Origin of the sequence: Criblamydia sequanensis CRIB-18, from assembly GCF_000750955.1 — a bacterium.
Classification (GTDB): domain Bacteria; phylum Chlamydiota; class Chlamydiia; order Chlamydiales; family Criblamydiaceae; genus Criblamydia; species Criblamydia sequanensis.
The window spans coordinates 1-13,718 of record NZ_CCEJ010000006.1 but is presented as its reverse complement, the minus strand read 5'-3'; the positions used below and the strand labels follow the sequence as shown (position 1 = coordinate 13,718).

Sequence of the window (13,718 nt, the reverse complement as noted above, 5' to 3'; positions counted from 1 at the left end):
CACCCAAAATCTTAATTTCTTAGGAGTTTTGTGTGCTTTCCTTATTTTTACAGCCACGAAATTTTACCTATTTTTGACGAGATTTAAATTAGTCGTAGCAGGGTGAGACCCTTTCCAAAAGGCTAAGCCCGCTAGCAGCATCGCAAACGCGCCTCCAATTGCAGTCAATGATGGATACATCCCAATCAAAGGACCTATCAAAAAAGGACTCAAGCCCATTGCACCGCCTGTCACCGACTGATAAACCCCAAGTACTTCGCCTTGATTTTCAAGCCCTGCTCGATTCGATACCATTGCTGCAGTAGTTGGATACGTAAATGATAGAAAAAACATGAACGGCGGCAAAATAAACCAGATATATTGACCCTCTTGAATGACAAGAAACATTAGCATGCAAACCGCACATCCTATCAAAGCCTTTATACCGATCTTTTCTGGCGGGAAATATTTCAAAATTGCTGCTGAAATAATGCCCGAACTAAATGCATACCAGGCCCCTCCGTAAGCATAATAGTTTGCAATATCACTAAGGTTGAATCCAAATTGTTTGTGCAACAGCACCGGGATAAATTCATTAAAAAAAGACCAGCCAAATGCAAAAGCAAAGGTTGCTAAAAATAACCATCGCAGCTCAGGCCACAGAAAAACTTTTCGAACATTGTTAATGCTGCCCATAAAATTAAAGACAACCTTGCCGCATTCCCTGCGGGTTTCAGGAAACCTCCAAATAATAATCACAAGACTTAGTAAACACATCATGCTTGCGGCAACAAAGGGCGTAGCATAACCACACCAACTTGCTAGAGAAGGATCCGCGAGCTTTCCCCCAAGAAATGGGCCTACGGTAAAACCAAGCCCTAAACTTGCACTGAAAAGTGAGAATCTTCGCGCTTTGTTTTCCTTCGTGCTCGTGTCGGAAATCATCGCCTGCGCTACAGGCACGGTACCAGAAGCAATGCCGAATAGTATCCGATACAGAAAAAGTAAAGAGAGTGAGTACGTGCATACACCCAACACCGCTAAACAGTATGCTAAGAAGCCGACAAAGGTTCCATAAATCAGCGTTTTCTTCCGTCCTTTAAGATCGGAAAGCGCTCCTAAAAGAGGGGCACTAAAAAACTGAGTCAATGGAGTTAAACCGAGCAATATTCCCAAAATAGCTCCTCGGTAGGCCGAAGAAGAACCATGTGAGATTATTGGGTAAGTTGGATCAAACAACATGCTTGTAAATATAGGATAAACAAGAGCAATTCCTAAATAATCGATAAATCCAATAAATAGGATAGTGATAAAATTTAATTTTGACATCGTTATATGTCTCCGTCATCTAAACGATTGTGATAAAGAACTTTATTTTATCAATTTGTTTACACGGGTGGTGGCATGAGGTTAGACTGAATGCCACACAATGCAAAACAAAAAATAGAGTTTAAGTAAATATACTATCGGCAAAAACGCTGAAGCTTCGAGAAGCGTAAAAGACTCTCGCAATTCGCGCTCTTTTGGAGATGGTCACTGCCTCTGAACGCAGTTGGGCGTGACCTTAACGAGTGATTTTTGGAAGTTGATGATCCATAGTGATTATATTTTGTCAGAAATACTATTTTTGATCAATTAAGATAGAACTTGAATAGGATAAATGTTGATATTTTGAGATAAAAAAACCGAATGATTCATGCGAACCATTCGGTGAGATTTGCCGATAGCCGGACTCGAACCAGCACCTTGTTGCCAAGAGTAGATTTTGAGTCTACCGCGTCTGCCATTTCGCCATATCGGCAAAAAAAAACTGATTCAAATTATAGGCGATAAGCCTATTTTTGAATAGGGTTATTTTCTTCTTCTTGCCAAGGGTATTTAGGAGGCGGTCGATGGGTTGGGGGAGCGGGAGTAAACCTATATTCTTGGGCGCTTCGATAAATGGGGGCGCCTGTCCTGTTCTGCCTCTTAAGAGAGTTTAAGTCCTTAGAGTCATTGCAGCTTAAAAGAGTGAAAATCAAGAGTAAAAATGCCGGTTTTTTTTTCATAAAGGGTAAGTTTTGCAAATATAATTAAGAGATCGTATTCTCTTTTTTCTTAAAAAAAGGTTCTAAAATGGATTGGCTAAAAAAATACGACCTTATCTTGCTTGATTTCGATGGTCTTCTTGTCGATACCGAAAAAGTGCATTTCTTAGCCTATGAGACCATGCTAAAAAATCGGGGGATTGATCTCAACTGGAGCTTTGAAAGGTATCGAAAATCTGCCCATCATAAAGCTGAAGGCTTAGAGGAAGACATAACGTCTGAGTTTCCGGAGCTAAAAAAAATAAGCTGGGAGACTCTTTATCAAGAGAAAAGAAAAGCTCTTTTAGACTTATACGAAAAGGGAGAGGTAGCTCTTATACCCGGAGTAGAAGAGTTTTTAAACTATTTACAAGAAGCGGGTCTTAAAAGAGCTGTGGTCACCCATTCCGATAGGGGACAAGTCGATTTAATAAAGAAAGCTCTGCCTATTTTAGAAACTATCCCGAATTGGATTACAAGAAAAGACTATGAAAGGCCAAAGCCTTCTCCAGACGGTTATTTAAAAGCCCTTGAGTTATTAGGGGAGGAGGCTAAAAATACAATCGGGTTTGAAGATACACCAAGAGGTTTAAAAGCGCTTCGGGACGCTAAAATTAAAAGCATCATGATAACCGAATACACCTATCCAGAGACTGATAGCATCCGCGAGGAAGGCATCCCGATTTTTAAAAATTTTTATGTTCTAAAGGAATTAAGGGGATTTTAATAGATAACATAGGCCAGGAAAAGGCCTTGAGGGGGCGCAGCATGTCCGGCCCTTTGCCTATCCTTTGCTTCAAGAATTAAAGGAATGTCCTCTACTTTTAATTTACCTGTTCCGACCTCTTGAAGGGTGCCGACAATATTTCGGACCATTTTATACAAAAAACCATCTCCTTCAAATTCTAGCCTAATTCCATAGGCCCAATCCACAAAATCAAGCCTAAATAAGGTGCGTATCGGGTCTTTTTTACAAGCCCCTAAATGCTGCTGGTTAGAAAAGGAGGTAAAATCATGGGTGCCAACTAATATTTTGGCGGCAGCTTTCATGGCAGAAAGGTCTAAATTGCGCGAGATATGCCAACTAAAAGGGCCAAAGAAAGGGGATTTGACAGAGTCTAGATTTAAATAATAATAATAACATTTACCTTTAGCTGAATGTTGGGCATGGAAATCCGGATCTGCTTTTAAAAGAGCTTGGATGCGAATGTCAAGCGGAAGCAGCCCATTTAAAGCAAAAGTTATTTTCCGGCAGTCAAGCGGGCCATCAAAAGTAAAATGAGCCACTTGATTTAAAGCGTGGACACCGGCATCTGTCCTTCCCGACCCAATGACGTTTACTTTTTCTTTTAAAAGAATTAAAAAAGCCTCCTCTAATTTCTCCTGGATGGAGACACCATTTGGTTGAACTTGCCAGCCGCTATAGTTAGTTCCATCATAGGATAAGATCAATTTATACTTAGTCATAGTTTTGCCGGTTTCTCATTTGCAAAAAAAGGTCTTAGCTAATTCCTCAGCTAAAATTAGATCTTTTCTTGTTGTAATTTTAAAGTTTTCTTCCTTGCCATCGATTAAGCGGATAGGATGGCCAGCAAGTTCAGCTAAGGCGACATCATCTGTCACGGTAATATTATTTTTAATCGCCCTTTCAAAACCTTTTAGCAGGATATCAAAGCGAAGAGCTTGAGGGGTTTGAATTTCGAAGGTGCGGTCTCTTTCGGGGGTGTGGACTGCGACTTTACTTTCATTTGCAATACGGATCGTGGCTTTAACCGGAGTTGAAAGGGTAGCGGCTCCATGAGCTTTCGCAGCCTCTATTGCTGCCGTGACATCCTTTTCATCAATAAAAGGCCTTGCAGCATCATGAACAAGGATTAAATCTGTCGTTTGATCAACTTTTTTGAGACCGCTGTGTAAAGAATCTTGTCTTCTCTTGCCGGGAGACGCGAAAGCGATGCGGATTGAAATCTTATTTTCATTTGAAAAGTTTTGGAATAAAGGCTCCCACTCCTCATCTAAGACCACAACGACCTCTTGTATAAGGGGATGCTTGGCAAGAGTTAGAAATGAGTACAAGGCTATTGGCTGCCCTTGAATTTTAAGGTATTGCTTCGGGGTTTCATGACCCATTCTAAGTCCTTTTCCACCGGAGAGTAAAATCGCTGAAGCTTTCATGTTAACCTTGCTTTAATGTTAAAAGAGTCATTTCGGGCAGACAGAACCATCTAAAGGGTAAAACCCCTCCAACGCCTTTAGTAATATAAATCTGCTTGTTTCCTTCTTTTAAATACCCTTTGCTATACTTGCTGTTTTCCATGACAATAAAATTATTTTTTATGAAAGGCAAATTGACTTGGCCGCCATGAGTATGCCCTGAAAGAATGAGGTCCGAAGGAAAAGAATTAAGCTCCTTAATCCCATCGGGATTATGAAGAAGGGCGATTCCGGGTGCTTCTAGGCAAAAATTTTCTTTAGCCTTATCAGTGTCAATTTGTTTCATCATATATTCTCCAAACCCTGAAAGGTTGAGAATGCTTCCAAGAAGGGATAATTGGACCGTCTCATTATTTAATAGTCTAAAAGGACTTTTCCTAAGGGTCTCAAGCAATTTATCATGACAGCTTACTTTAGAGGGGTCTTCTTTCCATTGGCCGTTTGGCTTTAAGGGTGAGAAAAAACGTTTTAATCCTTTTAGGATCGGCGACTTTTTCTCCTTTTTAAAGGAAAGGGCATAGTCTCCTTCTTCTCCGACCGAAACGTAGTTACTATAATCATGGTTGCCAAGAATTGCAAAATTTCCAAGCGGGGCTTTTGGAATTTCATTAAGAAAGGATTCAAGACGATCCGGATCGTTCAGCTCGCTAAAACATAAAAAATCGCCTGTGAATACAATAAGATCAGGCTTTAGGGATTTAATTTTTTTAATTATTTTTTTTAATAGATGCTTGCTTGTATGTCCGCTTAAATGAAGATCCGAGAATTGCAAAATTTTAAGATCAGAAAAAGCTTTTGGCAGATTAACAATCGGGATATCCTTTTGAGAAATCTGCAAAAGACGAGGCTCGATAAATCGAGGCCAGATCCCGACTATAGAAAGAAGACACCAGCTATCCCAAAGCCATTCGGATAAAGGTTTTTTTTTTAAAGACATAAACCTAAAAATTTACGGTAAATAATTTATGGAACCGGATCAAGAATGGCAGAGAAGGTTTTTGATTTTCAAGGGAAAAAGAAAGACGCCTTTGCATAAAAAAAATATTTGCTAAGGCGTCTTAAAAGCTCTAGCGAGCTTCAGCTTCTTTCAAATGTTTGGAAACTTTGCTTGTCATTTTGAACATGTCAATTGAAGCAGAGGAGCCGAAAACTTTTGCAAGTTTAGCGTCTGGATTAATATTTCTTTTATTTTTTGGGTCTTGCAATTTGTTCTTTTTAATGTAATCCCAAAGTTTTTTTGTTACTTCAGTACGGGCCATAGGGCCTTTTCCGACGATTTCTGCCAAGGCTTCGCTGACTTGGACGGGCTTCATGAAAGCAGATGGTTTTTTCTTAGTGGTGGTATTGGCTGCCATTGCAATCTCCTTCTTGTTGTTTGTCGATAATAATCTTCTACCGAACAGTTGTATCTGTCTAGGGAATTCTTTTATCTTCCCTAGCAATTTATAGTCAAAAGAATTTATGCACTGCGCTATTAGTTATTATTAAAAGTCCAAAAAAAAGGGTTGAATTTGAAGTAAATTTGCTTTTCAAATTTGTAAGAATGTGTTTTTGATAGTACTCTTGCCAATCCATTAATTGTTTGTTTGATTTAAAAAGATTAATTTCTAGATAATCAACCTAATTTCATTGTTAATACTTTTTTTAATAGGATAGGAATGACTGAAAAAAAAAATCAGCTGTCCGTGCTGGCTAACAAACTAAAGACTGCTTTTGATTTGCACGAAAAACTGGAAGTCCTTCAAGGTCAAGAAGAGGTCATACAATTTCTGAAAGAAAAAGGCTTGGTTCAAACTTATCTACAAAACTTAAACGAAGAATGCACACTTGTTTTATTAAGTATTGTAGCTATCGGCCAAAAAAAAATGTTTGATAGTCTCAAATGGAAGCCTGATGTTTTTGAAAATTTAAGATCTTTTACACATCAACTCATTCCTGTTGAACGGTTTTATGATTCAATAGGAGGAATAGTCGGCTATCAAGCAACACTTACAAATCTTTTGCATGAAAAAAAAACATCTGCAGTTAATTTCAGAAAACCGATTGGAAAAGACATCTCGGAAAAAAATGCTTTTACTCATAAAGCCATTCGAAAAAGCTTGGAAAGCGCTAAAGAAATTTCCGAATTTTATGCTGTTGGGGGAGCCGGCGATCGGCTTGACTTAAGAAACCCTAAAACCGATGAACCCTTGCCGGCCGCCCTTCTCCCCTTTCTTGGAAGGAGCATTTTAGAGACTTTATTCAGGGATTTAGAAGCTAGAGAATACCTTCTTTTTAAGCTTGATAATAGTCTTGTAACAACCCCTGTTGTACTCATGACCTCCAATGAAAAAAATAATCATCAATATATAACAGAACTGTTTGAAAAAAATGATTGGTTCGGAAGAAATAAAGACGATTTTTTTCTTTTCAATCAACCTTTAGTGCCGGTGGTTGATGAAAATGGGGATTGGGTTTTCAAAGATAATTTTGAATTAGTGCTTAAGCCTGGAGGACATGGGGCTATTTGGAAAGGCGCTTTGATGAACGGGGCTTTTGAATGGCTTGAAAAAAAGGGAATTAAGTCTGCCATCATTCGACAAATCAATAATCCTATGGCCGCGATCGATCATGGAATTCTTGGATTTACAGGAGCAGGCTTGCTTGAAAATAAGCTTTTTGGGTTTGCTTCCTGTCCCAGGGTAGTTGGCTCCTGTGAAGGCATGAATGTCCTTCGAGAGCAAAAAAATGAGAATGGGTATTCCTATTCTATCACGAATGTCGAGTATACCGAGTTTGACAAGCAAAACATTGAAGATGTGCCGGAAGAAGAGGGGAGTCTTTACTCTGCTTATCCCGCAAACACCAATATCCTCTTTGCAGATTTGCAAACGGTAAAAAATGCTGTTAAAATCGATCCGATTCCCGGGATGTTGTTGAATATGAAAACATTGATGGAGGTTAAAGAAGGGGCAACAATAAAAGTTGGCAGACTTGAGTCCACGATGCAAAATATTGCCGACTCCATTCAGGACCATTCCCTAGACCCTATCACAGAGGATGAACAGGCCCATTTAAAAACTTATCTCACTAAAAATATTCGAAGAAAAACCATTTCTGTTACCAAAAATAACTTTGAAAAAACGAAGAAGCTTTTCGAAACAAGAGAAGGTTGTTTTCTTGACCTTCTTTACAATGCTGAAGACCTGCTTTCAAATTTTTGCGGCTTTGAAGTTCCAAATCAGCCGGATGAGAAAAAATTTTTAGAAGAAGGGCCTTCCTTTATTTTTCTCTATCATCCTGGACTTGGACCTTTGTATGATATTATCTGTCAGAAAATTCAAAAGGGTAAAATTTATAAAAAGTCGGAGCTTATCCTTGAAATTTCTGAAATTTTTATTAGGGATTTGACATTGGAAGGAAGTTTAGTCGTCGATGCAAAATCCCCTTTTGGGAAAAGGGCTGAAAGTAGATTTAGCGAAAAAGCTGCCCGAGTAAGACTTGAGAATGTCAGCGTCATCAATAAAGGCTTAAAGCTCGAAAGTCCAATTGGTTACCCTGCAGGGAATTTTAAAAGGGAAGAGAGTGTGAAAATTATTTTAAATGGCTTTTCAGAATTTCAAGCAAAAAATGTCGTCTTTAAAGGGGATCAAGTCATCGAAATTCCCGAGGGTTATAAGGTGACTGCTTTTGAGGAAGGCGGTAAAATTAAATTTTTAAAAGAAAAAATAGATAGACCTTCTTGGAGTTATTGCTATCATTTTCTTGAAGATAATAGAATAGCTATCAAGCAAGTGTAAGTATCGCCCCGGCTGTAACGGCAGCTCCCGCAATTATAAAGCAAGCAGCTGCAAGAACCCTAAGTGAAAGCCGAATTAAGAAAAATTTAGCATCATGGAAACTATCGGAGATACTGATACTGAAAAGATAAGACCCGGAGAGAATGAAGCCTGCGAACGCGATGACGCCGATCCCAAGCGGTGAGTTAATAGCTTCTAGCATATCTTGTGCTTTTGTTGTAAATTTATTCCAAAGGGATTGAATAAAGGGAAAAAGAATATCTGTAAATAGGTGCTTTACTTTTCTTCCAAGCCAGCAAATCCCCTCAATAAGATTATTTTTTAAAGCGCTAGCTTTCAATGATAAGGACTCTAGGAATCCGGGGCCTTGAATGCCGTAATTTTCAGGCGTCATACAATCCCTTAAAGGAAAACAATATTGAGAATAGTTTTTATCAGGAATCCATCTTTTTAGAAACTTAAAACTTTTCATAGGGTATTTTTGCTTTTTTTTTAATAAAATTAAAAAAACATTTACTTGTCTGAAAGGGGATTTTGTTCATAGAAAGCGATTTAGGGATAACGGTGAATCAATTGTTTGATTGGATTTATAGGAAATGATAAACTTAAGGGAATTAACTCAAATGAATATTGAAAAAAGGAAAAAACCGCATGTTGGGCGACGACTTAGCTAAGATGAAAGAATTAAAACAACGCCTTGAGCATATGTGGAGGTATCTTTGACCTGGCTAACAAAAAAAGCCAATCGGTCCTATTAGATGCTAAAATGTCGGAGCCTAAATTTTGGGAAGACCCGGAATCTGCAAAAAAAACAATCGCTGAGTCAAATGCGCTTAAATCCTGGACGGATCCGGCGGATAGGTTAGCCGAGCGAATTGATGATGTAACCGAGTTATTGCCTGAGGCTTATGGAATTAACGACCCTTCATTGATAAAAGAACTTCTCCAGGAAATTGAGCTCATCGAAAAAGATATGGAGGAGCTCGAATTAAAAAGGATGCTTTCGGGCGAACTCGATAATAAAAATTGCTACCTTTCGATTAATGCGGGAGCCGGCGGTACGGAATCTTGCGATTGGGCATTAATGCTTTCCAGAATGTATCAACGGTGGGCTGCTAAAAGAAAGTGGGAAGTTGAAGTTATAGATTGCGAAGATGGCGATGTTGCAGGTATTAAAAGCATCACTTTGAAGTTTAAAGGTAATTATGCGTTCGGTTATGCAAAAGCTGAAAAAGGCGTGCATAGATTAGTTCGAATCTCTCCTTTTGATAGCAATGCAAAGCGGCATACAAGCTTTGCCTCGGTTGATGTATCGCCCGAGATTGATGATGATATTGAAATAGAGATATTGCCGGATGACATAAGGGTTGATACTTATCGATCCTCAGGGGCTGGCGGACAGCATGTTAATAAAACAGACTCTGCGGTGAGAATCACTCACTTGCCGACAGGAATTGTGGTTGCAAGCCAATCGCAAAGAAGCCAGTTGCAGAACAAAGAGACTTGTTTTAAAATGCTTCGCTCAAAATTATACGAACTTGAAGTTGAAGCCCGCGAAAGTAAATTGAAAACCCTTGGTGGGGAAAAAAAAGAAATTGCTTGGGGAAGCCAGATACGCAATTATGTTTTTCAACCCTATACTCTTGTTAAAGATACAAGAACCAAATACGAAGTGGGAAACATCCAGGCTGTGATGGATGGAGATCTCGATGGTTTTGTAAACGCATACTTAAAGGAATTTGGTCAATTATGACTCAAAAAGAGGAAGATTCATTTCGATCCCCGCTAAACATCGAGATACGATACACCGAATTGCAAGACGGACCCTATCTTAAAGAGTGGCTCATGGATAAAGATGTCGGAAGATGGTTCCCAATGGCGGACGAGCTTGAGGTTGAAGATGCGGTGAATCGATGGATTGCATTTTATCGTTATAGAGCCAGTTTAACAGCGACCCATGAAGGAAAACCTGTTGGTTTAACAACTCTTTATTTACAGCCTTATCGAAAACTTGCGCATCAATGTGAATTTGGGATCATAGTGGCTCCCAACTACCGAGGGAAAAAAGTCGGCAGTGAACTGCTTAATAACCTGATTCATTTAGCTAGAGATAAATTTAAAATTGAACTTCTCCATTTGCAAGTCTATCAAGAAAACCCGGCTATTCGCCTTTACAAACGTTTTGGCTTCGTAGAGTTCGGCTGTCAAACTGAATGGATCAAAGAGTTGAATCACACGTATACGGGAAGAACTTTTATGGAAAAAAGAATAAGACCTAAAGATACGGAAATAAAAAGTTAAAAGAACGGCAATTTTTAAAAATCCAATCACATAATCAAATTACAATAGCAACCATTGAATATCTCCTAATAGGTTTTGACTCATGACTTTAGCGGTTTTTCAAAAAGAAATCGAACAACTCTCTAAAAAGAAGATAAAGCTTAAGATTAATGATAACCGCTCCACCATGCTGAGCGTTAAGTGGGAGCCCGGCTGCACTAAAGTTTCCATGCATAGGATTTTTCTAGAAGCACCAAAAAATATCATGGATGCGCTTTCCTGCCACATTCGAAAAGAAAATAGCGCCGTTTCGCCTACCGTTAAAGCTTATATTGAAAATAAATTAAAGTCTCTTGACTACTCATCGACCCTTGATAAAGCAAAGCTTGTGTCAGATGGGAACGTTTATGATTTAAGAGAGATCTACGAGTATCTTAACGATTATTATTTCGGCGGCGTTTTAGATTTATCGATCACATGGTATGGGAAATCGTACATAAAGAATCGCTCAAGGTTTACTTTTGGTCTTTACTTTCAACCTCTTAAGCTAATAAAAATTCATAAAATGTTAGATTCTTTGGAGATTCCCTTATATTTTATTGAATATGTCATCTATCATGAAATGCTTCACCACGTTTGCCCCTCTTATTATGATGAATCGGGCAGAAATCATGTTCATACCCCTGAATTTAAAAAACGGGAAAAGACTTTCAAGGATTTCAAAAAAGCCCAAGAATGGCTTAAAATAAATTCTCATCATTTTTTTATTGATTAGTAAAACCTTCTATTTTTCGAGGAAGTAATGGCCGGACACAGTAAATGGGCAAATATTAAGCACCGTAAAGAAAGAGCAGATGCCAAGAAAGGCAAAGTTATCTCACGTGCTGCCAAAGAAATAATTAGCGCGGTTAAGATGGGCGGAACTGATGTCAGGTCTAATAGCCGCTTAAGGCTTGCTGTTGAAAAAGCGAAGGCTGCCAATGTTTCAAATGAGGTCATAGATCGTAATATTAAAAAAGCGAACTCAGAAGAGCAAGCGGATTATGTGGAAATGAGCTATGAGCTTTATGGCCATGGGGGGGTGGGCTTAATTGTCGATATTATGACCGATAATAAGAACCGTATTTCCTCAGATATCCGTATTGCCACCAATAAAAAGGGAGGGTCTATCGCAGGCCCGGGGTCTGTCGCTTATAACTTTGATAGAAGAGGGGTTATTCACATAATAAAGAACCATGCTATCGAAAATGAGCTTTTTAATGCCGCGATTGAAGCCGGCGCCTTGGATTTTAAAGCCGCTGAAGATGTTTTTATCATCTATACTGATCCCCAAGAGTTTATCCAGGTCAAAGAGGCCGTTGAAAAATTAGGTTTTAAAGCAGATCATGCGGCCCTTGAAATGGTTCCTAAGGTCTTAGTTGAGTGTGATGATGAAAACTTTGATGCGAATATGGGATTGATTGAATGGCTGGAAAATTTAGATGATGTCGATGCCGTGTATCATAATATGAACACACAAACTGATGAAAAAGCCTCATAAATCCAGATACACAAAAGTTTTAGAGTCTTTTGAAATTAATTCCAAAGAGTTTCTCTGTAGTGTAGAGCTTCTAGAACACTATGAAGGAGCTCTTTTTTTTTCGGGCGAAGGCCATAGCTCTTCTAAAGCCTCATACTTAGCCCTTTTTCCCTATGAAGAAATTTCGGTAACGGATAGAAAAACGGTTTTCAAAAGCCTTTTTGGTAAAAAAGAAATAAAAGCCGGAAACCCATGGGATAATATACGAGGGTTTATCGGGGCTCCGGAAGGTGATTTAGGCCTCCCTGATTGGCTGGGCTACTTCAGCTACGAAATGGGAGCTCATAGCGAGCCGGGCTATGTTTTAAGCCTAAAGCTTTCAGACTATCCCTTGGCTCAATTTAAACGTTTTGCAGCGCTTATTAAATTTGAAATCGAGACTAAAAAAACTTCCTTTTATTTTGATGAGAAAATTCTAGCTAAGATGGGACCGCCCATTTTAAAAGCCTCGGAGGGTCTTCTAAAAGCCTCTTTTTGGAAAACAAAAACCCCTGAATCAATTAAGAGCCATGCCTCTTTAAAATGCATTCAAAGTTTTGATTCCCTTAAAGACTATACGAAAAAAATTGAGGACATTAAGGAGTTAATTAGAGAAGGGGTAGTCTATCAGTTAAACTTATCTCATAGAACCCAATACCTAGGTGAGATTTCCCCGGCCGCTTTGTTTGAGAGATTATCCTTAACTCAATCTGTCCCTTTTTCAGCTTATCTTCGTTTTGACCATTTAAACATACTTTCATTTTCACCCGAGAGATTGCTTAAAAATGACAAGGGCAAGCTTTCCACCTGTCCCATAAAGGGGACGGCGCCAAGAGGGCTCTCCGAAGAGGAAGATCAATATAATAAAAAATGGCTCCTTGAAAGCGAGAAAAACTTTTCCGAGCTTTTAATGATCACAGACCTTTCAAGAAATGACCTTTCAAAAGTATCAGAGAAAGCAAGCGTTCAAGCAAAACGCATTGCGTGCTTGGAAACCTATCAAAACGTATTTCATCTTGTTTCGGAGATTGAAAGTTTAGCAAGCCCTCGATTTCATGCTGTCGATCTTATTCGCGCCTGTTTTCCGGGCGGTTCTATAACAGGGTGCCCTAAACTCAGTGCGATGCAAGAACTCGCTAAGTTAGAGAAAAGAGCGCGAGGCATTTATACAGGGTCTATCGGGTATCTGGCGGAGAATGGAGATTTCGATTTTAACATTGCCATTAGAACCTTAACTTATTTTAATTCCATTTTAGAGCTTAGTGTCGGCGGAGGGATTGTCATAGATTCGGACCCAAGAGAGGAATATGAAGAAACCTTTCATAAAGGAGCTCCTTTTATAAGAATTTTAAATAAATGCATTTCTTAAGCCCCCTGATGGCACCTAATCCACGGCCAAGCACCGCAAGGTGTCAATAGATTTTTTAGATTTGCTTGAAGGCAATGCCGGGGCATTGCCGAAAGACAAAAATGAAAAAGATATGACTCATTGCGGATGATTGGCTGTGAGCGTACTATCTCTTTCCAAACAAGGGAGGATGTTATGCATCAACCATTATTGCAATTTTTTTTGTATTTGTGATGAAGTTGTAAAATATTTTGGTCTAAAAGATGATTTGCAATAAAAAATGACACTTAAGCGAACTAATGACGTTTGCATTAATTTCTGCACCTCATTTCCGGTGTAATTATAAAAAAAACCGTCTAATCTACTTAACATTCATTTTAACCTTCTTAAAGGGCGTTGATTTCCGATCAATGAATCCTCAAGCGAGATTAGGAGCAATCAGGGGTTAATTAATTTTTAGTCTTTTTTTTTATTAATTTAAAATTTTTTTTTAT

General features: G+C 38.8%; 14 protein-coding genes and 1 tRNA gene. 7 read left to right on the top strand and 8 right to left on the bottom strand.

What is annotated here, in order from left to right; genetic code table 11:
* Positions 1-63: 63 nt before the first annotated feature.
* From CSEC_RS07025 to CSEC_RS07015, 3 genes are all read right to left on the bottom strand, one after another.
* The gene (locus CSEC_RS07025; protein WP_041017757.1) at positions 64-1,308 is read right to left on the bottom strand and encodes an MFS transporter; all 1,245 of its coding nucleotides are present in this window, start codon (positions 1,306-1,308) and stop codon (positions 64-66) included.
* A gap of 389 nt (positions 1,309-1,697) precedes the next feature.
* Positions 1,698-1,780 (bottom strand) — tRNA-Leu (locus tag CSEC_RS07020).
* A 34-nt stretch (positions 1,781-1,814) separates the two neighbouring features.
* On the bottom strand, positions 1,815-2,027 hold the full coding sequence (locus CSEC_RS07015; protein WP_041017756.1) for a hypothetical protein: 213 nt from the start codon (positions 2,025-2,027) through the stop codon (positions 1,815-1,817).
* A 67-nt stretch (positions 2,028-2,094) separates the two neighbouring features.
* Between CSEC_RS07015 and CSEC_RS07010 the strand changes: the two genes are divergently transcribed.
* On the top strand, positions 2,095-2,772 hold the full coding sequence (locus tag CSEC_RS07010; protein WP_053331872.1) for an HAD family hydrolase: 678 nt from the start codon (positions 2,095-2,097) through the stop codon (positions 2,770-2,772).
* Here the strand turns inward: CSEC_RS07010 and truA are convergent.
* From truA to CSEC_RS06990, 4 genes are all read right to left on the bottom strand, one after another.
* Positions 2,769-3,512, bottom strand: a complete 744-nt coding sequence (gene truA, locus CSEC_RS07005; RefSeq protein WP_041017755.1) for a tRNA pseudouridine(38-40) synthase TruA — start codon at positions 3,510-3,512, stop codon at positions 2,769-2,771. The two genes, CSEC_RS07010 and truA, sit on opposite strands and share 4 nt — an antisense overlap.
* A 15-nt stretch (positions 3,513-3,527) precedes the next feature.
* A complete protein-coding gene (ispD, locus tag CSEC_RS07000; protein WP_041017754.1) occupies positions 3,528-4,220 on the bottom strand; it encodes a 2-C-methyl-D-erythritol 4-phosphate cytidylyltransferase in 693 nt (230 codons plus the stop codon).
* Position 4,221: 1 nt separating this feature from the next.
* Entirely contained in the window at positions 4,222-5,196 is a 975-nt protein-coding gene (lpxG, locus tag CSEC_RS06995) for a UDP-2,3-diacylglucosamine diphosphatase LpxG (RefSeq protein WP_041017753.1), read from the bottom strand.
* Positions 5,197-5,326: 130 nt separating this feature from the next.
* Positions 5,327-5,614 carry an SWIB/MDM2 domain-containing protein gene (locus CSEC_RS06990; RefSeq protein ID WP_041017752.1) on the bottom strand — a complete coding sequence of 96 codons (288 nt, stop codon included), beginning with the start codon at positions 5,612-5,614 and terminating at the stop codon, positions 5,327-5,329.
* Positions 5,615-5,917: 303 nt separating this feature from the next.
* Between CSEC_RS06990 and CSEC_RS06985 the strand changes: the two genes are divergently transcribed.
* Positions 5,918-8,038: a UTP--glucose-1-phosphate uridylyltransferase gene (locus tag CSEC_RS06985; RefSeq protein ID WP_053331871.1), complete on the top strand. Its 2,121-nt coding sequence runs from the start codon at positions 5,918-5,920 to the stop codon at positions 8,036-8,038.
* On the opposite strand, the gene CSEC_RS06980 is transcribed toward CSEC_RS06985, so the two are convergent.
* On the bottom strand, positions 8,025-8,432 hold the full coding sequence (locus tag CSEC_RS06980) for a hypothetical protein (RefSeq protein WP_154017652.1): 408 nt from the start codon (positions 8,430-8,432) through the stop codon (positions 8,025-8,027). The two genes, CSEC_RS06985 and CSEC_RS06980, sit on opposite strands and share 14 nt — an antisense overlap.
* A 257-nt stretch (positions 8,433-8,689) precedes the next feature.
* Here CSEC_RS06980 and prfB point away from each other — a divergent pair.
* The 5 genes from prfB (at position 8,690) to CSEC_RS12715 (ending at position 13,245) form a co-directional block, all read left to right on the top strand.
* Positions 8,690-9,791 (top strand): peptide chain release factor 2 gene (prfB, locus tag CSEC_RS06975; RefSeq protein WP_202593691.1). Its coding sequence is split into 2 segments (ribosomal slippage): positions 8,690-8,758 and positions 8,760-9,791, totalling 1,101 coding nucleotides; the frame shifts between segments, so codons are not numbered across the junction.
* Complete coding sequence (locus tag CSEC_RS06970; RefSeq protein ID WP_041017750.1) at positions 9,788-10,339, top strand: GNAT family N-acetyltransferase; 552 nt, start codon at positions 9,788-9,790, stop codon at positions 10,337-10,339. Before prfB ends, CSEC_RS06970 begins: the two co-directional genes overlap by 4 nt.
* An 82-nt stretch (positions 10,340-10,421) precedes the next feature.
* Positions 10,422-11,093 carry a M48 family metalloprotease gene (locus CSEC_RS06965; RefSeq protein WP_041017749.1) on the top strand — a complete coding sequence of 224 codons (672 nt, stop codon included), beginning with the start codon at positions 10,422-10,424 and terminating at the stop codon, positions 11,091-11,093.
* A gap of 27 nt (positions 11,094-11,120) precedes the next feature.
* Positions 11,121-11,858, top strand: a complete 738-nt coding sequence (locus tag CSEC_RS06960) for a YebC/PmpR family DNA-binding transcriptional regulator (protein WP_041017748.1) — start codon at positions 11,121-11,123, stop codon at positions 11,856-11,858.
* Complete coding sequence (locus CSEC_RS12715) at positions 11,842-13,245, top strand: anthranilate synthase component I family protein (protein ID WP_053331870.1); 1,404 nt, start codon at positions 11,842-11,844, stop codon at positions 13,243-13,245. The genes CSEC_RS06960 and CSEC_RS12715 overlap by 17 nt, the downstream gene beginning before the upstream one ends.
* Positions 13,246-13,718 lie beyond the last annotated feature (473 nt).